Here is a 25,178-nt window from a genome sequence, read left to right as displayed (position 1 = left end):
CGTTATGGGTTTGCTGTGTATGACTTGACGATCTGTTGGCCTTGGTCGTTGATGAGGGTGGCCTGAACGGTGATCTGAGAGGGGAGCCCCGACGCCGCAACGCCGTCGAGGTGATAATCCCGCGTGTTGAATGGCGCGGTCATCATGTCGCTTTCTTGCCGCACCGGGGCATCGCGCCTGTCGGTTTGCACGGCGATGCGAGCGAAGGAGAGATAAAACGCCGACCGGTTGTGACAGCGCAGCAGATAGCCACGCGGTGATTTTTGCAGCGTGAACGAAACGGCCTCGGCCGCGTTGTCGGCGTTACCCTTCAGCGCTTTGGGGCGGTAGAAGATTTTCATCTGGGTGTTCATCGCCATCGTCACGCGCGACGCCTGCGGCGGCGTGATCGGCCGGCTGGGCGGGATCTCATACAGGTTAAGCCAGAACACCGACTCCCTGTCGGTGGGCAGGCTCGCGCCGGTAAACAGGATCCGCAGCCCTTTCAGCGCGGAAGGCGGCAGGGCGAATACGCTGGGCAGGGTGACAAACGGCGCACGGGACAGTTCGGGGGCGGCGTTGACGTCGCCGTTATCGACCCAGGTTTGCGCTACGATCGGATAGCCGTTGGTGTTGAGCAGCATCAGGGTTTTTTCCGTCTCGCCCTCGTGAAAGATCACCCGCGTGGCGGAGGCGATGATGCCCGCCTGCGCGCCCATGGTCGCCAGCGCCAGCAGCAGAGCGCATCCCATCGTCAGATATTTCTTTCTCATCATTGCACCTTAACCCAGACGTAGGCCCTGGCGTCCACTTTGCCCGCGGTGACGGTCTGCCCGGGCAGCCGGGCGAGCGTGGCAGTGAGTTGGGTGGTGTAGTGGGTAAACCCCGCCGCGGTGCTGCCCCCGCCGCTGGCGCCGTTAAGCACTGGGTACCAGCCGGCGTCATTACCTTGCGGGCATTGCCCGGCGCTGCAGCGCGCCCAGCCGACGAAGTTCATCGGCGCGCCGTTGCCGGCGTTGGCGAGCGCGATACCCACGCCGGTGGCGACGCTGCTGTCGGTGCCGTAGCCGCTGGAGAGCAGGTAGCTCACGCCGCCGTTGGCGCTGACTAACCCGAGCCGCTGCGCCGCGACATAGCTTTCATACGGCACCTGCAGGCCGAGGGCGGTATTGTTGCTGCTGACGCCGGAGACGGCGGCGTTGTCACATTCGATATTGAGGGTGAACTGCGCCTGTGAGGTTTGCCCGGCGGTCAGCTGGCTGACGGAGAGGGTCGGCAGGATCACCAGCGGCGTGACGTTGCGCGCCACGCAGGTGGCGGTATAGGTCAATGAGGAGATCGGTGCGGTGCCCATGCCCATCGCGTTCCAGCGCCCGGTGCCCCAGGTGGCGTAGTTGGTGGCGGAGTCGCTGCCGATAGGATCCGAGGCGATGCCGGGCCCCTGAAAGGTGACATAGCCGTTCGGCTGCGTGCAGGTATAGTTCGAATTGCCGGTGGTCGATGCCATGCCCACTAGCGGGTTGCCGGCGCTGTAGCCACAGTAGTTGCTGGCGCCCGCACCCGGCAGCGAACTGATGCGGATCAGGTCGGCACGGATGGCGCTGAAGTCTTTCACCCGGATCTGAATTTTGCTGCCGACGGTGGCGTAGCGGGTAATCGGCGCCGACTGCCAGTAGCGGGTAAAAACCTTGCCGGAATCCAGGTGGGTCAGACGGATGCCGACATAGGGGAAATAGGTGGCGTAGTAGTTGGGGTTGCCGTCCTGGGCCCCAAGATCGTAATAGCCGCCGACGCGATCGTCGCCGTTGGTGGCGAAGACTTCATAGATCTGCCCCGCATCGCCGGCGTCGCATTCATACAACACCTTGTTGGGATCGGGATAGCGCGTGCCGGACGTAAGATCGAACACGCTGGTGCCGAGCGGCGTACCGACGGGCTGCAGGTAAGTGCTGGTCAGATTGACCCGGCCCAGCGCCGTGCCCACCCCGCAGGGATCGCAACCGGAATCGATCCAGGGGGCGACTCGGGTGCATTGGGCCAGCGCGGCGGGCGCGCCGAACAGCGACAGAGCAAGCAGCGCCAGGGCGGCGATCGGGTAAGCAATACGTTTCATCGTCTCTCCTGAGAATAAGTTTAATGGGCTAGCGACATGGGGCGCTGAGCCGCTGAATCGGGCCGTCTTCCCCGGCGGGCAAGCGGTAATGCAGCGTGCACTGCTGGCTGGGCGCGTCGCCCCAGTTCAGCGTCAGTTCCCCGGCGCGCTTATCGCTGCGCAGATACACCTGATTGGCCTGGCCGACCATGCCCACGCTGTTGCCTGCCGCGTCAAGAACGTTGGCGCCCATCGGGATCGGTGCGTTATCGGGCCGCTGCGCGGTGATCAGCAGCGCCTGGCCGCGCACGGTGTTGAAGCGCAGGCGCACCGTGGCGCCGGCGTACGGGGCGACGCGGCGCTGGCCGTCTTCCAGTTCCGCTTTGTCGTTCATGCCCTCGGGGTTCAGCGCGACGGTGTTGTAGTGATAGGGCACTAGCGACGGCGCCAGGGCGTAGCCGAAGCGATCGACACGCGCCCCTTGGCCGTCCATCACCCGTGCGCCGCTGGCGCCGGGCGCCTCGATCAGGGCGAAGGTGTCGCCGACATACGGCCCTAATGTCACGCCGCCGCGGTGCGCCACCACGGCGCCCTGCAGCGACAGTGAGCCTTGTCGGTACTGGCGCGCGGTGGAGAACGAGCCGGTGACGTTGGCGTAAGGCAGGCGGGTTTGCAGGTTGCCGCCCCAGATGCTTTGTTGGCGATCGTCATCGGTGGTGAAGTTCAGGCCGTAGCTGACCGGCTGCTCGTCGCCGACGCTGCCCGACAGCGCAGCCTGATAGTTGCCGCCCTGACCCTGGCTGTGGTTGGCCAACAGCGAGACGCTGGGGGCGGATGATGAACGTCCGAGTGGGAAGCTCAGCGACAGGGCGGTGACGGTTTGCGTGTTCTGCGCCAGCGGCGCACTGTAGACGTTGTCCAGCGGCCCGTAGCCGCGGTAGTCGCCGTTGCTGTCGCCCAGGCTGCGGGTGCGCGTGACGGAGAGGTTAAGCGCCACGCCGTTGCCGAAGGTTTTCCCCCAACCCAACTGGAGCTGATTATCGCGGCCGCGCTGATCGCGGTAGTCCTGGGTCGAGCCGGACATCGTCAGGCTGCCGAATGCCCCCATCCCCTGATTGACGGCGACCTCGAAACGCGAACGTTGGCGGTAGGAGTCGGACTGCCAGTTTTGGCCGGTAGTGGCGGCGCGACGTACGCCGAGCACGTCGCTGAGATCGCGAAAGCCTTCGGTAGAGTAGCGGTAGCCGGCGATGGATAAGGTGGTGTCCGTCGGGCTGAAGGTTCGGCTGTATGAGAGGTGCAGCATCCAGCCGGAGGCACCGCCGTCCGGCAGGCTGGCGTGGGAATAGGTGGTATCCATGCCGAAGGCGCCCAGCCAGCTGCTGTACACGCCGCCCAGCATCATCGCCTGGTAGCCGTCCGCCAGCTGGTTGCCGAGGTTGAAGGTCAGGGCGTTGGTCAGGCCGTGCTGCCAGGTCACTTCGCTGAACAGATCGTTGTCGCCGACGTAGCGGGAACGGCCGACGATCGCGGAGTAGCGCGACTGGCCGGGGCGGATGGATTCCGGCACCGCGGCGAACGGCACGGTGAAGGTGCTGACGCTGCCGTCGGCTTCCGTCACCACCACGGTGAGATCGCCGGCGTAGTTGGTGGCGTACAGATCGTTGATGGCGAACGGCCCCGGCGCGACGGTGGTTTCATACAGCGTGCTTTTGCCCTGCAGCACCGTCACTCGCGCATTACTTTTTGCCACGCCGCGCACCACCGGCGCATAGCCACGCTGTGAATCCGGCAGCATGCGATCGTCCGAGCTGAGCTGAATGCCGCGAAAGCCCAGGCCGGAGAAGAAGTGCCCGTCGGTAAACCCTTCGCCCAGCAGCATTTCGCTGCGCCAGGGCAAAATTGCGCGCTGCACGTAGCGGCGGCTGGTGTCCAGGTGGCCGCCGAACTCCCGATCGTAGCGGTAGCTGGACTGCTGGCGGTAGCGCCATAGCCCGAGGTTGAACCCGCCGTTCAGGTTGGCGTAGGTCGAGTCGAGATCGCGGGTTTGCCCCTGTCGGTAGCTGACGTGGTACTGGTTGAGGTTGTAATTGACGAAGGCCATCGATTCGCCGCTGTCCAGGCTGGCGGGATTGACGCTGCCGCGCGGCTGGCCGTTCAACAGCGCCTGCGGAATGCTCAGATCCAGCCGCAGCCGCGAGATATCGGCGTTCACCGTAATGTCCTTCAAATCCCGGCCGGGTAGCAGGCATGCTGTTTGGGGCATCGGCGGATTTTTCAGCCCGAAGCGCGTCAGCTGCGGCCGATCGAAACAGGGCAGTACCTGCTTGCCTTCACGCACGAAGCGAATTTGATCGCGCTCGAGAAACTGGCCGTTGAGGTACAGATCGATCTGATAGCTGCCGGGGGCGACGGCGTCCTGTTGGTTGAACTGGCTCAGGGCGCTGTTGCTTAGCACGCTGCCGCGTAGCAGCGCGGGATCGAAGGTGTAGCCATCGGCGGCGGCGCAGCCCAGCGGCAGCGCCAGCAGCGCGCAATACCAGCGTGCGGGCAGCGGCGTCGCCTTGCGAGCATCGAACATGAAAACCTCCCTGTCTGGTGTCAGTGCGCGACGCTCAGGGTGCGTGTGATTTCCACCCCATAGTCATTGATGACGCGCAGTGCGACCTGCCGCACCTCCCCGTTCACCGGCCAGCTGGCCTGCGAAAACGGCGGGATCAGATCCGCCTGCGGGATCACGGTGCGTTTCGCGCCGCTGAGGATCGCGGCCTGGCTGACGTTGGCGTAGTAGCCGGTCGGGTTGTCGACGTGCAGCGCGTTGCCGGCCTGGCGCAGGCTGAGCCGATCGATAACGTGGTTGGCGTCACCGGCCAGCCCGGCGGGGCGATAGAACACCTTCAGCCGATTGGTGACCACCAGCAGCAGTTTGTTCTTGTCGCTGTCCGTCTGGCGCACCGCGGGCACCTGCAGGAAGTTGAGGTAGAACAGCGATTCGCGATCGCGCGGCAGCGGCTGGCCGACGAACGACAGCCGCACCATCTGCCCGCTGTGCGGATTCATGCGGAAGATTTGCGGCGAGGCGACAAAGGGCGCATCGGCGTTTTCCGGCGTGGATTTGGGGTTATTGATGTCGAGCCAGATCTGCATCAGCGCCGGGGTGCCGTCGTCGTTGGTGAACTGCAGCGTTTTTTCCCGTGCCTCGGCGGGGTAGATCACGCGGTTGCCGAGCAGCGTCACGCTGGCCGACGCGTGGGTAGCGGCAAAACTTATCAGGCAAAGCGACAGGGCGGCCCATCGGCGGGCGGAGCGGGTTATCTGCGGCATAAACGTGAACCGATAAAGGGAGCGAGTCATTCAGCGCCGCCCGGCTAAGGGCGGCGCTGGCATCAACAGGTATGGCGCCTGACGCCGGCTTATTTATAGCTAATGGCGAACTGTGCGGTGGCGATCACCGAACCGGCCGCCACACCGGTGTCTTCCGCGTAGTAGCGGGCCACCAGGTTCTGCGAGGTGGAGGTGGCGTCTTTCGCCAGCGTCATCGCAGAGGTAGTGACGGTCGAACCGCTGGCGAACGACAGCGGCGTGGTGGCGTCGCTGTCCAGCAGTTGGATGGACACTTTGGCCGCATCGCCCGCGTTGCCCAGGTTGCCGTTGGTGGTTGGGTTGTTGCCCGCCAGCACGGTTTTGATCGCCGTATCGCTGGTTGCCGCCGCACAGCCGGTCACGTTGACGGTGAAGGTGGTGTCGCCGGCGGTGGCGCCTTTGGCGGCGAGCTTGCTGGCGGCGACGGTCGGCAGCAGAACGACCGGGTTGGATTGGTTGCCGTTAATATTCACCGAACAGGTTTGCGTGCTGACTTCGCCTTTAAATTGCACCGTATTGGACGAAGCGGCCGCACAGGCGCCGGAGAGAGCCAGCATGGATAATGCGACTAATTTAACATTCATGTGAAATGCCCTTTAATTTACTTTGGAGAAAAGCTTTCCTGGCAGTAATAAATTACTGTCGTGCGGTTGTTGGTTAATCATGTTGCGCAATTGTTTTTTAAACGCGTCGGCAAACATGGATTTTCATCCTAGCAAACTAAGAATTTTCCCTATAGATGTTTTGAATAAGACAATAAGGCGAGGGTGTTGATTGTTACATTTTCTTTCATTTATGCTTATGTCATGAGAAATAGAAAATAGATCTATATCATTACGTTGCGTTTTTATTGAGTTGTCAGTTTTTGTGAATGAAATAATTTGAAACATTCATGCCTTTTTTGCGTATTAATCAATGCACTGGCTGTTGCGTGATTATTTGAAAAACATGTTATCAAGATGTTCTATATCGGTGTGCTTTGCAGGCGAATTACCCCAAAAAAGAGCAGCGACAAGCCGCCTGAGGTGTGGAAGCATGTTTTCATGCTGATAAGGAGAATTAAAGTGAGAGTGATTTATATCGACGGTTCGTCGTTGTGCCGGTTAGGTATGAAAACATTATTGGGCGGTGGGGTGATAACCTTATCCTCTCCCAATATTAATATTATTAAAAATATAAGCCCGGCGCCTGATTTAATTATCATGGATTTTCCCCATGAAATTTATCGGTTCGAAGCCTATTTGACGTTTATTCACCTTTGCCGCGCTGAATATAAAAATGTCCGGATATTGTTCTTCGTCGATAAGACTTCGCCGCTGATCCTGGCATTTATCGCGGCGGCGCAGCCGGATGCGATTTTGCACAAACGGGAAGCGCTACAGGTGGTGCGAGAGACCTGCGCAACGCTGGCCCGCCAGGAGACGAGCGAACGGCACGTGGTGAACCGCCAGCGGGCGGCGGCGATCACGCCTGGCGAAGCGGCGGTGCTGTGTGAAACCGCCCGCACCGAAGATATCCGCCTGACCGCTCGGCGGCTTAACCTGCACCCGAAAACCGTTTATTCGCACCTCAACAATGCCGGCAAGAAGTTCGGCATCCGCAATCGGGTGGAATTGCTGAAAATGATTGCGCTGCTGTAGATCACAACGAACGGGCTTGGCCGACGGCCAGCCGCCATTGCGTCATTTCGTCGGCGCCCGGCCCGGCCGCCAGCGCCAGGTTTTGCGCCGGCAGCGATTCGCCGGTCACGACATCCACCGCGCGCAGGGTGGCAGGGTGGCCGGTTACGCGGTCAACCACGCGCAGCGGCGGCCCGGCCAGCTCGGACAGATTCCATTTGTCGCCAATCTGAATCATCGCCATCACCAGCAGCCCGAGATCTTTTCCTTTCTCCGTCGGCAGATACTCATAACGAGCGGGGCGCGTTTGGTATTGCCGCTTTTCGATAAGGCCGTGGCTTTCCAGGGCCTTGAGCCGGTCGGCCAGCGTATTGTTGGTGATGCCGGTCGAGTGGCGCAGATCGTCATAGCGCGAGAGCCCCAGCAGCAGATCGCGCATGAGAATAGCGCCCCAGCGATCGCCCAATGCCGACAGCACGTGCGCCACCGAGCACGTCATGCCTTCAAACCCTTTTGCTTTCACGTTGCTTTACCTCCGCTTGCCGCCTGATTGCCGAGAATGTTATCGCCTCGGCTTGATAACTTCAATAATTGGAGTTATTACTCTTATTATTGGAGTTTATCATTAACAGCGGCTGATGGCCTGAACGCCGGCCGGAAACCCTAGGAGACAACGCGATGCCACTGTGGCAGATTTACCACCCGGAGCCGGCCTTCAGCGCCGCCGTTAAACGCGCGATTGCGCAGAAGGTCACCGCCCTGTACCAGGACTTTTTGCCGCGCTTTTACGTCAACGTCTTCTTCCATGCGCTGCCGCCAGGTTCGGCCTATCTCGGCGGCGAACCGGCCGATGATTTCGTACGGGTGACCATCGATCATATCGCGCGCGCCATGGACAACGACGCAGAGCAGCAGCAATTCCTGGCGGCCTGCACCCGCATCCTGCACCCCTACATCGCCGCCCGCGGGTTGCGCTGGGAACTGCACGTGGACGAAACGCCGTTCTCGCTGTGGACGATTGACGGATTAAAACCGCCGGCGCCGGGGACGGCGGCAGGCGAGAAGTGGCGCAGCGAGAATCGGCCTTCGGCGTGGGAGGGAAGTTGATGGGGGAGCGGCGGCGGCAAAACGCTTTTCGCCACCGCGAACCGTTATCAGCGCTTAGCCTTTTCGCTTAAAGACCTTCTGCCGCATCCAGTGTTTGATCTGTCCCCAATACTCTTTGCCCAGCAGGGCGATGGCAATGACAAACAAGGTTTCACCGACCACGACAAGCGTAGAGACAACGACAATCTTGTAGGGGATGTCGAGGAACGGAATGACAGGGAAGGCAAGCCAATACAGCAGAACCACGAAAAGCATGGAAAACCCGGCTTTTTTCCTACCACTCAGATTCTTGCTGCGTGCCAGCAGGCTAGGCAACTTGCGCAGCCAGTTTTCAAGATCGTCAATCAGGGTATAAACGACAGGGATAACCAGCAGGCTCAGCACGGTGGATGTAATCAATCCTCCGATGACGGCCACCGCCATCGGGCTGCGGAAGCTGGGGTCGGCACTGCCGAAACCCAGAGCCACAGGCAACATGCCTGCCCCCATCGCTAACGTGGTCATGATGACGGGGCGGGAACGTTTGTGGCAGGCATCAATCAGCGCTTCCGTTCGGCTCATGGGTTTATTGAGCACTTCGCCATTCGGACCGATGTGGCCGCGACGTGACTCGATCGCATAATCGACCAGCAGTATCGAGTTTTTGGTCGCAATCCCCATCAACATGATTAACCCGATCAGGGATGACATCGAGAAAGACTGCCCCGCCAACAGTAACCCAACGAATGCGCCGCCCAATGACAGTGGGAGCGCGGCCAGGATGGTGATCGGTTGGAAGAAGTCTTTGAACAGCAGAACCAGCACGATATAGATGGCCAGGATCCCGGCGACCATAGCCGTGCCGAAACCGGCAAACAGTTCCTTCATCATTTCGTCATCACCCTGCACAACCTGGTGCACGCCGACCGGCAGATTCTGGATTGACGGCAGCTTCGCCACCTGAGCGGCCAGATCCCCGAGTTGGGTGCCCGACAGTTCTACGTCAAGGGTCACGCTGCGCGTGCGATTGATGCGACTGATCTGCGCCGGTCCACTGCCTTGCTCAATGTTGACGATCTGATTGAGCAGCACCGGGCCTCTGGCACCGGGTACGGTCAAACGTTCAAGTAATCCCATATCCTCACGGATGTCTTTTGACAGCTTGACGACGATCGGGATCTGGCGCTGCTCCACGTTGAATTTTGACAGGAACTGATCGTAGTCGCCTACGGTCGCAATACGCAAAGTATCGGCAATAGCGACGCCCGATACCCCAAGATCGGCCGCTTTGGCGAAATTGGGTTGCAGGAGGATTTCGCTGCGCGCCAGCCCGGCACTGGAGGTAATGTTACCGAGGCCGGGGAGCTGCCGCAGATCGCTTAATACGGCATCGGCCGCCTTAGCCAGCAGCTGGGGATCATCGCCGGCCAACACCAACTGGTATTTTTCACCTGAGCCGCCAAACCCCACTTTGCTGCGCACCCCCGGAAGTGCTGCCATTGCCGTGCGTATCTCGCCTTCGATGACCTGCTTCTTCGGGCGCGCTTGACGCGCATCCAACAACACCGTCAGCGTTGCCATGCGAACATCGGTTTTCCCATCGGAAGCCATGACATCGCCGCCCGTTGCACCGCCACCGATGGTGGTATAGATGTTACGGATATGTGGGATGGGCGCCAGGCGATGCCGAGCGAGTTCTGCCATGGCCTGGGTTTGTTCCAGCGTGCTCCCTGGCGGCAGTTCCAACGTCACCTGCGTCTGGGAGTTGTCATCTGCAGGGAAAAAGCCCTGGGGCAGCAGAGGAATAAGCATCAGAGAGCCAATAAAGAACCCGCCGGCCAGCGCCAGGGTGAGCCCGCGGTGCCGCAGCGTCCACCGGCAGGCGCGCAGGTAGAGCGCCATCCAGAAAGGATCGCGCTGAGGGCGCGTATGCGGCTTCATCAGGTAGGCGGCCATCATTGGCGTCAGCAAGCGCGCCACAACCAGCGAGGCAAACACCGCCAGCGCCGCCGTCCATCCAAACTGCGTGAAGAATCTTCCGGCAACGCCGGACATGAAGGCCGTCGGCAGGAAAACGGCGATCAAGGCAAATGTCGTGGCGACGACGGCCAGGCCGATTTCCGAGGCGGCATCCATCGCGGCCTGGAACGGCGGTTTACCCATGCCGATGTGGCGCTCAATGTTCTCCACTTCGACGATGGCATCATCCACCAATAGGCCAATCACCAGCGACAGCGCCAGCAGCGTGACGATACTGAGCGAAAAGCCCATCATGTCCATACCGATGAAGGCCGGTAAAATCGACAGGGGCAACGCCGCCGCCGAGATCAGCGTCGCCCGGATATCGCGCAGAAACATGAAGACCACCAGGATGGCGAGAATGGCGCCTTCATAGATCATGTGCATGGAGGCGTCGAACTCCTCCTGCACAGGCCGGACAAAGTCGAAGACCTGCGTGATGTGCAAATCAGGCCGCTCCGTGCGCAACTGCGCCAGAACTTTCTCCACCTTGTCGCCGACCTCGACTTCACCGGCGCCTTTGGCGCGCGTGATCTCAAAGCCCACCACCTTCTTGCCGTTGAGGAGCGCAAGTGAACTGCGTTCCGCAATGGTGTCTTTCAGCGTCGCCACGTCGTCCAGGCGAAAACGTCGTCCGCCGGGCATCGACAGTTCCACCGCGGCTAGTTCATCCACGTTCTTGACGCGGGCGACCAAACGCAGCGGTTGTTTTCCCCGCCCCAGATCGACTCGCCCGCCCGTCGCGTCCATCTGTACATCGCGTAACTGGCGGGAAACCTCGGCAGCGGTGGCGCCAATCGCCTCCAGTTTGACCGGATCGAGTTCGACTTGAACCTCGCGGTTCACGCCGCCCACACGGGTGACCGACCCTACGCCGGCGACGCCTCTCAGACGCCGCGACAGGGTATTGTCCACGAACCAGGACAGCTCATTCTCATCCATCTTGCTGGCGCTGATGGAAAAGGCCAGGATAGGTTTGCCCGTGATGTTGAGCTTGCGAACGATAGGATCACGTAAATCCGTCGGCAACTCGGTGCGAATGCTTTGCACGGCTGACCGGACTTCATCCACCGCTTCCTGAACGGGTTTTTCCAGACGAAACTCCGCTGAGATATCGACCAGCCCGTCCTGGATCGTGGTACGCAAGTTCTTCAATCCCTGCACCGAAGAGACGGTGTCCTCCAGCTTGCGCGCCACCTCCGTTTCGAGCTGGGGCGGCGCAGCGCCCGGAAGCGAGGCGGACACGGTCACCGTAGGCACATCCATGTCCGGGAAGCTCTGGATCTTCATCAATTTGAAAGAATAAAAGCCGGCAACGCTCAAGATGACAAAGAGCAAGATAGACGGAATGGGGTTGCGAATGGACCAGGTAGAGATATTCATGATGGGCCTCTTAGCGTGGTTCCGATGAATGGGAAGCATCGGTCGTGTTGGCCAATTGGACTTTATCGCCCTCATTGAGGAATACGCCGCCGCTGGCGACGATGCGTTCCGCGCCTTGAAGACCGGACAGGATCTCCTGCTGGTCATTCACCAGACGGCCTACCGCGACTTTAAGCGGATGTGCACGCATCTCGTCATCTACGGTGAACACCAGGTGAAAACCGTCGCGCGCCACGACGGCGGATTGCGGCACGGTCAGCCCTTGCCGATCGCCGACCGTAATCAGACCGCTAGCATACGTGCCGGGCCGAATCGGCGAGGCGTTCTTCGCTGTCGATGGAAGGATGTCCACATAGGCAATCCCACGGCGCGAGGTTGAATTGACGGTGGGGGCGGCCAGGCGTACGACGCCTTCCCAGGTGTTACCGCCAGGTGAAGCGATCTGCGCTTTTTGCCCCGGTTGGATTTGTTCCAGCTGCTGCGCCGACAATTCCGCTCGCCATTCAAATTTTCCCTGGCGGATCAGGCGGAACATTTCAGTGCTTTGCATAGGAACTGAACCGATCGTGGCCGATCGCGCGGAGATGATGCCGTCGTCGGGGGCGCGCAATATCGTCTGGTCCAGTCGCAACTGCTGGGCCGCCATGCGTGCTTTCGCCGACTCCAGACGCGCCTGCGCCGTCTTTTCCTGGGTTAACAGTTTTTGGATATCCTGTTCACTCAGGCTGCCGACACCGCGCAGCAATCGCGCGCGTTTTCCATCCGCTTGCGCATTCAACGCGACTGCTTTCGCTTCGTTGAGATCGGCTTTCGCCAGCAGCCAGTCATTCATCACGGAGTCGCGTGTAAATTCCGCCAGCGGTTGGCCCTGGCGCACCACATCCCCTTCCTGCACCAACAGTTTTTGCACGCGCAGCCCATTGGCTTCCGGGCTGATGATCGCCTCTTGCCAGGCCGCAACAGAGCCATTGGCCGTGACGGTGCGGGAAAGGGACTGTCTTGCCGGCGTTGTCAGGGTCACTGTCAGCGTCGGTTTATCTGCCGGTGGGGCAACCTTGTCCGCCGGCGTATCGCAGGCCGATAAGGCGGCGGCAATCGGCATCGCCAGCACGGTTGTACGAAGGGTCCGTAAAGACCAAAAGCGGGGACGCGTGTTTTGAACTATCAGTTGTGTCATCGGGAGAACCCATAAGGTAAATGATTTGTCGAACCTGTCGCCAACGGCGTGGCAATGTATTGCTCTGTATTGAATTTCAAACGACTGCGACGCTGTTCTGCAGCGGTTCAGCCTGGCGCTGAGCCATCGCTCGTTCTGACGAAGTGAACAAACGCCGTATCCACCTCCGCACAGTCGAGCGCACGCGGCTATGATGCTCATGCGGTTCAGCCTGCCAACCCGCCACACTTTCACCGGGATCGGTATCCACGCGCGATAGATCCAACGTCCAGGGAACCGAATGCTTGGTTGTGTGGCGATTGATCCCGCTTCCATCGGCAGCGGTCTTGCCACGACCGGCGACTTCCTTCTGAGCAGATTGAGACGCCCGGCGAGGGGGCGTTTGTATCGCCCATTCGAAGGATTCAGGCAATGGCGCGCTTTGGGTAGAGAACGCGTGTTGTCGCCGGCAGGTACGCGAGGCGTAATAGAGGGCCGCAGCCTCTGTCGCAACCAGTTTGCGGGCGTCATTCCATAACGCTTGAACGCACTCCAAATTTGCGCGCGCAACCGACGTTTTTGCTGCGCGCTCATTCTCTACGTGACTGGGCTTGCCGGCCGGAGCGCGCAAGCGCCGGGCGCCGGATTCATTTCGGGCGGGGGGCCATGCATTCCACACAGACACGTGCGCTGAGCCAGGCAGGGAGGCCCGCCATGTTGTTGGAACATGCTGGGTTCCTGACAAACGGTCTGATGCAGGTGCGGTTGCGCAAGCGCAGAGGATCAAAGACACGCTGAGAATAAGAGAAACGAATATGAGTCGGCGGAGCCTTGGATAGGCCCGTGTTCGCAGCATTTTTAGTTTTGAAACGGGTGGCATGATTGTTGTGTCTTTTTAATGCGTGAGTACGCACTCATTATATAATTAAAAAAAAGAAGCTAGATGGCTGTATGAACGTCAGGAAGCTCAATGGCTCGCATCATGGCTTCATAACCTGCGCGTTTGTAAATATCCAGCAGGTGAGGTTTTTGAACGGCCATATCGATAACGCCATTGGCCATTACCGTGCAGATCATGCCCTGAAACTCGCTCGACTGCGGTAAATCCAGCCCCTGGACCAACGGAATACCCAGTTGGGAAATATCACCGAACCGTACGCTTCTTTCCCTCTGCGCGCTGGATAACTTGCCGGAGACCATCAATTTGTTTCCTGTCGCATACGCGGCGGGATTGGCGAGCGCCCAGTCAATGTAGGCATCCCAGGCGGCCTGCATGTGATCTTTACCCGGCAAAACGCCCTGTAAGCTTTGCGTCAGCAGGCACTCCATTTCATCAAGCAGGTAGTCGCAGACTGCGCTCAGCAGTACGTCCTTATTTTCAAAGTAGCGGAACAGCGTACCCTCCGAGACGCCAGCCTTCCTGGCGATGGCCGATGTGGGCGCCGCTAATCCTTGTTCGGCAAAAATGTCGGTGGCGGCACGCAATAGCGCCTGCTGCTTTTCTTCACTGCGAGGACGGGCCACTTTGAGGTTCCTTTAATAAGTGAGTAAACACTCATTATAGAGGTGCAATGGAATATGACAAGCCTTTTCCTGTAGGACAAGGGATCAACACGAGAGCTTTTTTCGTGCAGCGATGCGGATAATGCCGTCATGAAGGGCGTAATAAAACGTACGGCGAAGATCGTTCAGTGGGAAAGAACCGGGAGGGTGTGACGGCGTCCCGGTTGCCAAAACGCAGGTCCTGGAGACAAAAAAATCCACGCCGAAGCGTGGATTTTTCCGTTTCCGGCAGCGGAGAAAACGCTGCGGAGAGAGGCCTAGACGTTGAACAAGAAGTTCATTACGTCGCCGTCTTTGACGATGTAGTCTTTACCTTCGGAGCGCATTTTGCCGGCTTCTTTGGCGCCTTGCTCACCCTTGTAGGTGATGAAATCGTCATAGGAGATGGTTTGGGCGCGGATAAAGCCTTTCTCGAAGTCGGTGTGGATCTTGCCGGCCGCCTGCGGGGCGGTGGCGCCCACCGGGATGGTCCAGGCGCGCACTTCTTTCACGCCGGCGGTGAAGTAGGTTTGCAGGTTCAGCAGTTCATAACCGGCGCGGATCACGCGGTTCAGACCCGGCTCTTCCAGGCCCAGTTCGGCCATGAACTCGTCGCGCTCTTCGTCTTCCAGCTCGGCGATGTCGGATTCCACGGCGGCGCACACGGCAACCACCACGGAGCCTTCGGCGTCGGCGATTTTACGCACGGTGTCCAGGTACGGGTTGTTCTCGAAGCCGTCTTCGTTGACGTTGGCGATGTACATGGTCGGCTTCAGCGTCAGGAAGCTCAGGTATTTGATCGCCGCCTTGTCTTCATCGGTCAGATCCAGTGCGCGCAGCATGCCGGCGTTTTCCAGGTGCGGCAGACATTTCTCCAGCGCCGCCAGCTCGGCTTTGGCGTCTTTGTCGCCGCCTTTGGCTTTCTTCTGCACGCGGTGGATGGCGCGCTCGCAGGTGTCCAGGTCAGACAGCGCCAGCTCGGTGTTGATCACGTCGATGTCTTCGGCCGGATCGACCTTGTTGTTGACGTGGATGATGTTGTCGTTCTCGAAGCAGCGCACCACGTGGCCGATGGCTTCGGTTTCGCGGATGTTGGTCAGGAACTGGTTGCCCAGGCCTTCACCTTTGGACGCGCCTTTCACCAGGCCGGCGATGTCGACGAATTCCATGGTGGTCGGCAGAATGCGCTGCGGCTTGACGATCTCGGCCAGCTTATCCAGACGCGGATCGGGCATCGGCACCACACCGGTGTTCGGTTCAATGGTGCAGAACGGGAAGTTGGCTGCTTCAATGCCCGCTTTGGTCAACGCGTTGAACAGGGTGGATTTGCCTACGTTAGGCAGGCCGACGATACCGCATTTGAATCCCATGTTGTAATCACCTTAAATATCTTAACTATCAGTCGGTTATATTTAACCAACTGCATAAAGGGCAAAATAATGCCGCCATTATACACGTAATGGGCGTTTATCTCGATCAGACTTGCTTGGCTGGGGCGAGTGCAGCGCGGGCGACCGGTTTTTGATTGAGATTTGGATCACATTTACCCATACTGGCCGTTCCGATTAACCGACAGGAAACGCGCCGGATGTATTTCTTGCCTACGCCACCCTGAGCTGTGCCCGCCAGCAGTCTGCCGCCCCTTGCGGTACCCCATACCCGCTACGCGGGGAGATGATGTCATCTGTCATAAGTGAATAATGCATGTTTAACCTGAGTAACGTCAGGATCGCGGACGTTAAAAATGAAGTCCTGGCGGGCTTTGTGGTGGCGGTTTCGATGATCCCCGAGGCGGTCGGCTTTTCGCTGGTCGCCGGTCTTTCGCCGATCGTCGGTTTGCATACCGCGTTTATTATCGGCCTGGTCACGGCGCTGTTCGGCGGCAAGCCGGGCATGGTTTCCGGCGCCGCAGGTTCCATTGTGGTGGTGCTGATGAGCCTGGCGGCGCAGTACGGCATGGGTTACGTACTGTGGGCCACGCTGTTTGCCGGGGGGATTCAAATCCTGATCGGCGCCTTTCGGCTGGGCAAGTTCATTCGTCTGGTGCCGCTGCCGGCGATCCACGGCTTCGTCAACGGCCTGGCGATCGTCATCATGCTGGCGCAGTTGAAGATGATCGCCGGGCAGGGCCCGCTAATGTACGGCCTGGTGGCGCTGGCGATTGCGGTGGTGGTGCTGTTCCCGCGCCTGACCAAAGCCATTCCGTCTTCGCTGGCGGCACTGCTGGTGGTCTCGGCGTTGGCGATCGGCCTCAATCTGCATACGCTGCGGGTGGGCGATCTGGCGGACATTTCCGGCGCGCTGCCGCACTTCAGCCTGCCGACGGCGCCGTTTACCCTGGAGATGGTGCGGGTGGTGCTACCCTATGCAGTAGTGATTGCCCTGGTCGGTTTGATTGAATCGCTGCTGACCATGACGGTGCTGGATGAAATGGGCGGCAAGAAGGGGAACGGCAACCGCGAGAGTATCGCGCAGGGCGCCGGTAACGCGGTGTGCGGCCTGTTCGGCTGCTTCGCCGGTTGTGCGATGATCGGCCAGTCGATCATCAACTTCACCTCGGGCGGGCGCGGGCGCATCTCCGGCACGGTGGGCGCTATCCTGCTGATTTTATTTGTGGTTAGCCTGTCGCGCTATATCGGCCTGCTGCCAGTGGCGGCGCTGGCCGGGGTGATGCTGGTGGTGTGTTACAACACTTTCGAGTGGAGTTCGCTGCGCCGTTTGCGTCGTATGCCGAAGGCGGACGCGCTGGTGATGATCGCCGTCACGTTGATCACCATCTTTACCGATCTGGCGGTGGCGGTGATCAGCGGGGTGATTATCTCGGCGCTGGTGTTCGCCTGGCAGCAGGCACGCATCCGCGTGCGCCAGCGGCAGGTGACGGGCGACGTGGCGGTGTATCGGCTCGATGGTCCGCTGTTCTTCGGCTCGGCCGCGGCTTTTGCCGAGCTGTTCGAGCCGCAAGGCGATCCGCAGAACGTGGTGCTGGACTTTGCCGGCACCCGGGTGATGGATTCCAGCGGCGTAGAAGCGATCGATAAGCTGACGGCGCGTTATCTGGCGGCGGGGAAAAGCATTCGTCTGCGCCACCTGAGCGGTGACTGCGTGCGCCTGCTCAAGCGCGCCGGGCCGTTTTGCAGCCATGAACTGGACGATCCGCAGTATTACGTGGCGGAAGAGGGGTTCGCCGCCGATGACCGCCGCGTGAGCGAGGAGACCTTCAACCCGCGCGGCTAAAAGCCGGCAGCGGGCAGGGCGCCCGCTGCGGCAAAGTTCAGGCCTGCGCCTTGAAGCTGTGCAGGCGCTGAACGGTTTTTTCCAGCCCGTCCTTCATCAGCATCTCGGTGCAGCGCAGCGACTCGTCGATCGCTTCGTCAATCATCTTCTGCTCGCTGGCCGGCGGCTTGCCGAGCACGAAGCCCACCACCTTGTTCTTGTCGCCCGGATGGCCGATGCCGATGCGCAGGCGGTAGAAGTTCGGGTTATTGCCGAACTTGTTTTGGATGTCTTTCAGGCCGTTGTGGCCGCCGTTGCCACCGCCGAGCTTGATTTTTGCCACGCCGGGCGGCAGATCCAGCTCGTCGTGCGCCACCAGGATCTCGTTGGGTTCGATGCGGTAGAAATTGGCCATCGCCAGCACCGCTTTGCCGCTCAGGTTCATGAAGGTGGTCGGCACCAGCAGGCGCACGTCGTTGCCTGCCAGATTCAAACGGGCGGTGTAGCCGAAGAACTTGCTCTCTTCTTTCAACTGCTGATTGTGGCGCTGTGCCAGCAGATCGACGTACCAGGCGCCGGCGTTGTGGCGTGTCTGGGCGTATTCCGCGCCCGGGTTGGCCAGGCCGACTATCAATTTAATACTGCTCACTGGGAGATTCACTATGATCAGGGTAATGGAAAGGGCCTTAGTCTACCTGTCGGGGCGGTGAATGACAAAATCCGATCTCTGCCTTCGGCGTTGGTAAGAAAGACGAATGATTCATTAGCTGAATCATTCAATTTGTCTGCTAATTTTCAGTGGCGTGTTAAGAAGTGTCAATAATTCTTTACCATTTGTGATCGCCTCCGCAATCCCCTTGCCATAACAAGGACTATACTTAACTTATCAAAGTGGGTTAACAAGTTGCAGCGTTATCCCGGTTGGCACATGGCAATCATGGAGGTGGCATATGAAACGTAGAAGCGCGGACAGAATGGGCAACTTTTTTATGGGGCTGGGGCTGGTCGTGATGATCGGCGGCGTTGGATACTCCATTATTGCTGAAGTTTCCCAGTTCAATTTACCGCAATTTTTCGCCCACGGCGCCATCATGAGTATCTTCGTCGGCGCGCTGTTATGGCTGGTGGGCGCGCGTATAGGCGGCCGCGAGCAGGTGGCGGATCGCTACTGGTGGGTAAAACACTTTGATAAACGGTGCCGTAACGACCAACATCGTTCGTCGCATTGATTAAAAAATCAGAAGGGAAGCAAGAGCAGGGCAAGGGAATATCTGCCGTGCATTAAGGTCTGAGGTCATGTTGGACTACGAGTAGAAAACCCGTTGTTGCTCACGCACCAACGGGTTTTTCTTTTTCTGCTGTCGGGCGCGTTATCTTTCCGGCGCAGTGGGCGCCGCACCGGAAAGACGACGAATTAATGCTCGAACATCGCAGAGATCGACTCTTCGTTGCTGATGCGGCGGATGGCTTCAGCCAGCATGCCGGACAGGGTCAGAGTGCGAACGTTTTTCAGTGCCTTGATTTCCGGCGACAGCGGAATGGTGTCGCAGACGATCACTTCATCAATCACCGAGTTCTTGATGTTGTCCACGGCGTTGCCGGAGAAGATCGGGTGCGTCGCGTAGGCGAATACGCGCTTGGCACCGCGTTCTTTCAACGCTTCAGCCGCTTTACACAAGGTACCGCCGGTGTCGATCATGTCGTCGACCAGCACGCAGTCGCGGCCTGCCACGTCACCGATGATGTGCATCACCTGAGAAACGTTCGCGCGCGGGCGGCGTTTGTCGATGATGGCCATGTCGGTGTCGTTCAGCAGTTTGGCGATGGCGCGAGCACGCACTACGCCGCCGATGTCCGGGGAAACCACGATCGGGTTTTCCAGGTTCTGCTGCAGCATGTCTTCCAGCAGGATCGGGCTGCCGAACACGTTGTCTACCGGTACGTCGAAGAAGCCTTGAATCTGCTCAGCATGCAGATCCACCGTCAGAACGCGGTCAACCCCTACGCTGGAGAGGAAATCGGCAACCACCTTGGCGGTGATGGGTACACGCGCGGAACGCACGCGGCGATCCTGGCGGGCATAGCCGAAGTAAGGGATAACGGCGGTAATACGACCTGCGGAGGCGCGACGCAGGGCGTCGACCATCACAACCAGTTCCATCAGGTTGTCGTTGGTCGGGGCACAGGTGGACTGGATGATGAAAATATCACCGCCGCGTACATTTTCGTTGATTTGCACGCTCACTTCGCCGTCGCTAAAACGACCTACAGCGGCGTCACCAAGGCTGGTGTACAAACGGTTGGCAATACGTTGTGCTAGTTCCGGGGTGGCGTTACCAGCAAAAAGCTTCATATCAGGCACGAGAAGAACCTCAGGCTTGCGTCCAGAGAAGATATTGTCATACGACATCGCCAAGGGGCAGTTGGCGACGCCGGCGCAATATACATACGGGTATGTAAAACTAAAATTGAGACCGCAGGCAGCGCAGGGATAACAGGGCCAGGTGTGCATGACCCTGCGCAGCGAAACGTTGAGCTACGACTCAAACCGCCCGGAACGAATGCGATGTAGTGGGGAGACGTTAACGCCGCGCGCTACAAAACCACACAACCACTCCGGGGCTTGATTTAACACCTGACGGGCGGCGATTTCTGTGTCGAATTCAGCAAACACACAAGCACCTGTGCCAGTCAGGCGTGACGGGGCGTATTCTAACAGCCATGAAAGAAGCTGTTCAACCTCGCGAAAACGTTTTCTTGCGATCGGTTCGCAATCATTTGCGTACGGCGCCTGCAACAGCTCACTTAAGGAGCGAACCGGGGTGTTTCTTTTTAATTCGGGGTCGCCGAAGATAACCGGCGTCGGGATGCTGACGCCAGGATGTGCCACCAGATACCATTTTTCCTGCGGCTCGGCCGGCTGCAGGCGCTCGCCGATGCCTTCGGCGAAGGCGGCGTGGCCGCGCACGAACACCGGCACATCGGCGCCGAGGCTGAGCCCCAGCGCTGCCAGTTGGTCGTCGCCAAGACCGCAGCGCCACAGTTCGTTCAGCGCCACCAGCACGGTGGCGGCGTTGGAGGAACCGCCGCCCAAACCGCCGCCCATCGGCAGGCGCTTGTCGATGCTGATGTCGGCGCCGCGCGGCGCGGTTTGCAGGCCGCGTTCATCGCAATAGCGCTGCAGCAGGCGGGCGGCGCGCACGATCAGGTTCTGCTCGTCTGGAACGCCGTCGACCGGCGTCAGCAGATGAATGCGGTCGTCCTGGCGAGGGTCGATGGTCAGGGTATCGCCGTAGTCCAAAAACTGGAACAGCGTCTGCAACAGGTGATAGCCGTCTTCACGGCGGCCGGTGATGTACAAAAACAGGTTGAGTTTCGCGGGGGAGGGCCACTGGCGGATCATTTGAGCGCCCAGTTATCCATCTTCAGCTTGATGCGCTGGTCGCCCTGCTGCAGCTCCAGGCGGTTCGGCAGCGTCGGCTGCACCTCGTTGCTGTAGCCCTGGTAATCCACTTTCCAGGTCTGGCCGCCTTGCTGGTAGGTCAGCTTGCTCAGGCGATATTGGTCATCCAGCGCAAAATCGCTGGCTTCGCCCGGCAGGCCGACCATCCACTGACGCAGGTTGTTCAGCGGGATCGCCATGCCGGTCAGCTTGCGGATCATCTCTTCCGGGTTGTCGCTGACGTAGCGTTTGCCCTGGTTGTCGGTCAGCTGCACCACGTTTTTCTGCACGTTGAGATCCATTTCCGTGCTGCCCAGCGGGTTGGTCAGCAGCAGGCGGTAGCGCTCCGGCGAAAACTGCTGCCAGAAGAAGCGAGCGTAGACTTTTTTCTGATCAGACAAGTAGGCGAAGGAGCCGCGGGTCTGATAGGTGCTGAGCTGTTGCACCGTCTGCTCATGGGCGCGCCACTGCGGTGAAGTCGGGCTGGTGGCCGGGCCGGTCGGCTTAGTGGTGGTACAGGCGGCCAGCACCAGGCTGGCCAGCGGGATCAGACGGAGCAAACTAACTTTGCGTATTGGCATAACTTTCTCTTGTCCTTTTGTCCTTGCGGGCATGCGCGATGAAACCCGGATTCAGCGCTCACGCTAACGGGGCGGCGGCGGCGCGTCAATTTTTTGCTGCATCGCGTTGAATCTTTCCGCTTTTGCCGGCGCAATGCCAACCCGTTACGCGCGTCGGGGTCGCCATTAAGCGTAACACAATCGCCTAAAGGCGGGGAGGCGCGCCCGATAAGCGGTGCCGGAGTTGCGCAAACGCCGCCGTTGCGTACGCCGAATAGCGTGCGCGTTATCGCAAACTGCGCTAAAATTTAAGCAATCAACCTAGCCTATGACTATTTATCCCGCTGTATTTATTGCTTATTCATTAATTGATGTCATCTATGACAGCGATTGAACGGAAGATGCGGTTGTTACTTTTATTGATCCCGCGCATCAAGTAGAATGCCGTTCAACGAGAACCCGTACCAAGATAAGTATTACTCGAAGCAATGACCCTGCTGGCGTTAGGTATAAATCACAAAACCGCTCCGGTTTCTCTGCGTGAAAGGGTGACCTTCTCGCCAGAGTCCATCGATGAGGCGCTGACCAGCTTGCTCCAACAACCGTTGGTGCAGGGCGGTGTCGTGTTGTCCACCTGCAACCGCACCGAGCTGTACCTCAGCGTAGAGCAACAGGAACACATGCACGAGCAGCTGGTCGCCTGGCTGTGCGCATATCACAACCTGCGCCCGGAAGAGGTGAAGAAAAGCCTGTACTGGCATCAGGGCAACGACGCGGTCAGCCATCTGATGCGGGTGGCCAGCGGGTTGGACTCACTGGTATTGGGCGAACCGCAGATCCTCGGCCAGGTGAAAAAGGCCTTCGCCGAGTCGCAACGCGGCCAGTCGCTGTCCGGCGAGCTGGAGCGTCTGTTCCAGAAATCCTTCTCCGTCGCCAAGCGCGTGCGCACCGAAACCGAAATCGGCGCCAGCGCGGTCTCCGTAGCGTTTGCTGCCTGTACCCTAGCGCGGCAGATCTTCGAATCGCTGGCCGATCTCAACGTCTTGCTGGTGGGCGCCGGTGAAACCATCGAGCTGGTGGCGCGCCACCTGCGCGAACACAAAGTGCGGCACATGATCATCGCCAACCGCACCCGCGAGCGCGCGCAGCTGCTGGCGGACGAGGTGGGCGCAGAAGTGATCACCCTGCCGGAGATCGACGAACGCCTGGCGGACGCCGACATCATCATCAGCTCCACCGCCAGCCCGCTGCCGATCATCGGTAAGGGGATGGTGGAGCGCGCGCTGAAGGCGCGCCGCAACCAGCCGATGCTGCTGGTGGATATCGCCGTACCGCGCGATATCGAGCCGGAAGTCGGCAAACTGGCCAACGCCTATCTGTACAGCGTGGACGATCTGCACGCCATCATTCAAAGCAACCTGGCGCAGCGCAAAGCGGCGGCGGTGCAGGCGGAGTCGATCGTGCAGCAGGAAAGCATCAACTTCATGGCCTGGCTGCGTTCGCAGGGCGCGGTGGAAACCATCCGCGACTACCGTTCGCAGGCTGACCAAATTCGCGCGGAAATGGAGGCCAAAGCGCTGGCCGCCATCGCGCAGGGCGCCAACGTGGAGCAGGTTATTCACGAGCTGGCCCATAAACTGACCAACCGTCTTATTCATGCCCCTACCAAATCCCTCCAGCAGGCCGCCGGCGACGGCGACGTGGAGCGGTTGCAGTTATTACGCGACAGCCTCGGGCTGGATCAGCATTAGTTTTCTCTATTAACAGGGTTTATTACCACGCATGAAGCCTTCTATTGTTGCCAAACTGGAAGCGTTACAAGAGCGCCATGAAGAAGTGCAGGCGCTGCTCGGCGATGCCGGCGTCATCGCCGAGCAAGACCGGTTCCGCGCGCTGTCGCGAGAATACGCGCAGCTGACCGACGTCAGCCGCTGCTTCCTGGAATGGCGTCAGGTGCAGGAGGATCTGGAGACGGCGGAAATGATGCTGGACGATCCGGAAATGCGCGAGATGGCGCAGGAAGAGCTGAAACAGGCGCGGGCGACCAGTGAAGCGCTGGAGCAGCAGCTGCAGGTGTTGCTGCTGCCGAAAGATCCGGATGACGAGCGCAGCTGCTTCCTCGAAGTGCGCGCCGGCACCGGCGGCGATGAGGCGGCGATCTTTGCCGGCGATCTGTTCCGCATGTACAGCCGCTATGCGGAAAGCCGCCGCTGGCGTGTCGAGGTGATGAGCGCCAACGAAGGCGAACACGGTGGTTTCAAAGAAGTGATTGCCAAAGTTTCCGGCGACGGCGTGTACGGTCAGCTGAAGTTTGAATCCGGCGGGCACCGCGTGCAGCGCGTGCCGGAAACCGAATCCCAGGGGCGCATCCACACCTCCGCCTGTACCGTGGCGGTGATGCCGGAAGTGCCGGAAGCCGAGTTGCCGGACATCAACCCGGGCGATCTGAAAATCGACACCTTCCGCTCCTCCGGCGCCGGCGGCCAGCACGTTAACACCACCGACTCGGCGATCCGCATCACCCACCTGCCGACCGGCATCGTGGTGGAGTGCCAGGACGAACGTTCGCAGCACAAAAACAAAGCCAAGGCGATGTCGGTGCTGGGCGCGCGCATTCGCGCCGCCGAGATGGCCAAGCGCCAGCAGGCCGAGGCGTCCACTCGCCGCAACCTGCTGGGCAGCGGCGATCGTTCCGACCGCAACCGCACCTACAACTTCCCGCAGGGGCGGGTAACCGACCACCGCATCAACCTGACGCTCTACCGTCTGGACGAAGTGATGGAAGGCAAACTGGACATGCTGATCCAGCCGATCGTGCAGGAGTATCAGGCCGATCAGCTGGCTGCGCTGTCCGCCGAGCAAGAGTGATGGATTATCAATACTGGCTGAAAGCCGCCGCCGCGCGTTTGACCCACAGCGACAGCGCCCGGCGCGACGCGGAAATCCTGTTGGGTTTCGTGACCGGCAAGGCCAGAACCTTCCTGATGGCGTTCGGGGAAACCCTGCTGACGCCGCCGCAGCAACAGCAGCTGGAGACGCTGCTGGCGCGCCGCGAACGCGGTGAGCCGGTGGCCTATCTGGTGGGCGAGCGCGAGTTTTGGTCGCTGCCGCTGTCGGTCTCGCCGGCGACGCTGATCCCACGCCCTGATACCGAATGCCTGGTGGAACTGGCGCTGGCGCGCCTGCCGCCGCAACCCTGCCATTTCCTCGATCTTGGCACCGGCACCGGCGCCATCGCGCTGGCGCTGGCCAGTGAGCGCCCGGATTGTTCGGCTATCGGCATCGATGTGCAGCCGGAGGCGGTTGCGCTGGCGCAGCACAATGCGCACAAGCTGAAGATCGACAACGTCCGATTTCTACAGGGCAGCTGGTTTGCGCCGGTGGCGGGGCAACGCTTCGCGCTGATCGCCAGCAATCCGCCCTATATCGACGCCGCCGATCCGCATTTGTCGCAGGGCGACGTGCGCTTTGAACCCGGTAGCGCGCTGGTTGCCGCCGAGCACGGGCTGGCGGATCTGGCCGCCATCGTGCGCCAGGCGCCGCATTATTTGCAGTCGCAGGGCTGGCTGCTGTTGGAACATGGTTGGCAGCAGGGCGAGAGCGTGCGCGCGCTGCTGCAGGCCGCCGGATTTTCCGCTGTCGCCACCCACCGTGATTACGGCGACAACGACCGCGTGACGCTCGGCCAATGGCCGGGATAAGCGCCACTCATAATAACGACGCC

The 25,178-nt window shown here is 60.0% G+C and carries 21 protein-coding genes; 7 read left to right on the top strand and 14 right to left on the bottom strand.

The window, feature by feature from the left end; translation table 11 throughout:
- Positions 1 to 2: 2 nt before the first annotated feature.
- The 5 genes from N6G83_RS08390 to N6G83_RS08370 are packed head-to-tail and all read right to left on the bottom strand — an operon-like array spanning position 3 to position 6,018.
- Complete coding sequence (locus N6G83_RS08390; protein ID WP_260523929.1) at positions 3 to 755, bottom strand: molecular chaperone; 753 nt, start codon at positions 753 to 755, stop codon at positions 3 to 5.
- On the bottom strand, positions 752 to 2,092 hold the full coding sequence (locus N6G83_RS08385; RefSeq protein ID WP_142590490.1) for a fimbrial protein: 1,341 nt from the start codon (positions 2,090 to 2,092) through the stop codon (positions 752 to 754). The genes N6G83_RS08390 and N6G83_RS08385 overlap by 4 nt, the downstream gene beginning before the upstream one ends.
- 28 nt (positions 2,093 to 2,120) lie before the next feature.
- Positions 2,121 to 4,652 carry a fimbria/pilus outer membrane usher protein gene (locus N6G83_RS08380; protein ID WP_260515112.1) on the bottom strand — a complete coding sequence of 844 codons (2,532 nt, stop codon included), beginning with the start codon at positions 4,650 to 4,652 and terminating at the stop codon, positions 2,121 to 2,123.
- A 20-nt stretch (positions 4,653 to 4,672) separates the two neighbouring features.
- Complete coding sequence (locus N6G83_RS08375; protein WP_227255573.1) at positions 4,673 to 5,425, bottom strand: molecular chaperone; 753 nt, start codon at positions 5,423 to 5,425, stop codon at positions 4,673 to 4,675.
- A 59-nt stretch (positions 5,426 to 5,484) separates the two neighbouring features.
- Positions 5,485 to 6,018, bottom strand: coding sequence for a fimbrial protein (locus N6G83_RS08370; RefSeq protein WP_033640638.1), 534 nt, complete (start codon positions 6,016 to 6,018; stop codon positions 5,485 to 5,487).
- Positions 6,019 to 6,393: 375 nt separating this feature from the next.
- Between N6G83_RS08370 and N6G83_RS08365 the strand changes: the two genes are divergently transcribed.
- Positions 6,394 to 7,074, top strand: coding sequence for a helix-turn-helix domain-containing protein (locus N6G83_RS08365; RefSeq protein ID WP_227255572.1), 681 nt, complete (start codon positions 6,394 to 6,396; stop codon positions 7,072 to 7,074).
- A 1-nt stretch (position 7,075) separates the two neighbouring features.
- Here N6G83_RS08365 and N6G83_RS08360 read toward each other — a convergent pair whose 3' ends face one another.
- Positions 7,076 to 7,576, bottom strand: a complete 501-nt coding sequence (locus tag N6G83_RS08360; RefSeq protein ID WP_049204151.1) for a winged helix-turn-helix transcriptional regulator — start codon at positions 7,574 to 7,576, stop codon at positions 7,076 to 7,078.
- A gap of 155 nt (positions 7,577 to 7,731) precedes the next feature.
- On the opposite strand from N6G83_RS08360, the gene N6G83_RS08355 reads away from it, so the two are divergent.
- A complete protein-coding gene (locus N6G83_RS08355; protein ID WP_197770044.1) occupies positions 7,732 to 8,160 on the top strand; it encodes a tautomerase family protein in 429 nt (142 codons plus the stop codon).
- Between the two features lie 54 nt (positions 8,161 to 8,214).
- On the opposite strand, the gene N6G83_RS08350 is transcribed toward N6G83_RS08355, so the two are convergent.
- The 4 genes from N6G83_RS08350 to ychF all read right to left on the bottom strand — a co-directional run bounded on the left by N6G83_RS08350 (position 8,215) and on the right by ychF (position 15,609).
- Positions 8,215 to 11,541, bottom strand: coding sequence for an efflux RND transporter permease subunit (locus tag N6G83_RS08350; protein WP_260515109.1), 3,327 nt, complete (start codon positions 11,539 to 11,541; stop codon positions 8,215 to 8,217).
- Between the two features lie 10 nt (positions 11,542 to 11,551).
- Positions 11,552 to 12,718 carry an efflux RND transporter periplasmic adaptor subunit gene (locus N6G83_RS08345; protein ID WP_260515108.1) on the bottom strand — a complete coding sequence of 389 codons (1,167 nt, stop codon included), beginning with the start codon at positions 12,716 to 12,718 and terminating at the stop codon, positions 11,552 to 11,554.
- 918 nt (positions 12,719 to 13,636) lie between these two features.
- A complete protein-coding gene (locus tag N6G83_RS08340; protein WP_197828347.1) occupies positions 13,637 to 14,221 on the bottom strand; it encodes a TetR/AcrR family transcriptional regulator in 585 nt (194 codons plus the stop codon).
- A 296-nt stretch (positions 14,222 to 14,517) separates the two neighbouring features.
- Complete coding sequence (gene ychF, locus N6G83_RS08335; RefSeq protein ID WP_025302489.1) at positions 14,518 to 15,609, bottom strand: redox-regulated ATPase YchF; 1,092 nt, start codon at positions 15,607 to 15,609, stop codon at positions 14,518 to 14,520.
- Between the two features lie 334 nt (positions 15,610 to 15,943).
- On the opposite strand from ychF, the gene N6G83_RS08330 reads away from it, so the two are divergent.
- The gene (locus tag N6G83_RS08330; protein WP_049204147.1) at positions 15,944 to 17,473 is read left to right on the top strand and encodes a SulP family inorganic anion transporter; all 1,530 of its coding nucleotides are present in this window, start codon (positions 15,944 to 15,946) and stop codon (positions 17,471 to 17,473) included.
- A gap of 37 nt (positions 17,474 to 17,510) precedes the next feature.
- On the opposite strand, the gene pth is transcribed toward N6G83_RS08330, so the two are convergent.
- Positions 17,511 to 18,101: an aminoacyl-tRNA hydrolase gene (gene pth / locus N6G83_RS08325; protein ID WP_004941053.1), complete on the bottom strand. Its 591-nt coding sequence runs from the start codon at positions 18,099 to 18,101 to the stop codon at positions 17,511 to 17,513.
- Between the two features lie 301 nt (positions 18,102 to 18,402).
- Between pth and ychH the strand changes: the two genes are divergently transcribed.
- Positions 18,403 to 18,681, top strand: coding sequence for a stress-induced protein YchH (ychH, locus tag N6G83_RS08320; protein WP_025302491.1), 279 nt, complete (start codon positions 18,403 to 18,405; stop codon positions 18,679 to 18,681).
- Positions 18,682 to 18,866: 185 nt separating this feature from the next.
- On the opposite strand, the gene prs is transcribed toward ychH, so the two are convergent.
- The 3 genes from prs to lolB form a co-directional block, all read right to left on the bottom strand.
- Positions 18,867 to 19,814 (bottom strand): ribose-phosphate diphosphokinase, encoded by a 948-nt coding sequence (gene prs, locus N6G83_RS08315; protein WP_004941061.1) that lies wholly within the window; start codon positions 19,812 to 19,814, stop codon positions 18,867 to 18,869.
- A gap of 174 nt (positions 19,815 to 19,988) precedes the next feature.
- Positions 19,989 to 20,855, bottom strand: a complete 867-nt coding sequence (gene ispE / locus N6G83_RS08310) for a 4-(cytidine 5'-diphospho)-2-C-methyl-D-erythritol kinase (protein ID WP_193402499.1) — start codon at positions 20,853 to 20,855, stop codon at positions 19,989 to 19,991.
- Positions 20,852 to 21,475 (bottom strand): lipoprotein insertase outer membrane protein LolB, encoded by a 624-nt coding sequence (gene lolB, locus N6G83_RS08305; RefSeq protein WP_260515105.1) that lies wholly within the window; start codon positions 21,473 to 21,475, stop codon positions 20,852 to 20,854. Before lolB ends, ispE begins: the two co-directional genes overlap by 4 nt.
- Positions 21,476 to 21,942: 467 nt before the next feature.
- On the opposite strand from lolB, the gene hemA reads away from it, so the two are divergent.
- The 3 genes from hemA to prmC are packed head-to-tail and all read left to right on the top strand — an operon-like array spanning position 21,943 to position 25,155.
- Positions 21,943 to 23,205: a glutamyl-tRNA reductase gene (gene hemA, locus N6G83_RS08300; protein ID WP_025302494.1), complete on the top strand. Its 1,263-nt coding sequence runs from the start codon at positions 21,943 to 21,945 to the stop codon at positions 23,203 to 23,205.
- Between the two features lie 31 nt (positions 23,206 to 23,236).
- Positions 23,237 to 24,322: a peptide chain release factor 1 gene (prfA, locus tag N6G83_RS08295; protein ID WP_016928099.1), complete on the top strand. Its 1,086-nt coding sequence runs from the start codon at positions 23,237 to 23,239 to the stop codon at positions 24,320 to 24,322.
- Entirely contained in the window at positions 24,322 to 25,155 is an 834-nt protein-coding gene (gene prmC / locus N6G83_RS08290; RefSeq protein WP_127146177.1) for a peptide chain release factor N(5)-glutamine methyltransferase, read from the top strand. The genes prfA and prmC overlap by 1 nt, the downstream gene beginning before the upstream one ends.
- Positions 25,156 to 25,178 lie beyond the last annotated feature (23 nt).

The organism is Serratia sp. PL7, from assembly GCF_945957435.1.
This window is presented reverse-complemented; position numbering and strand designations above follow the sequence as displayed.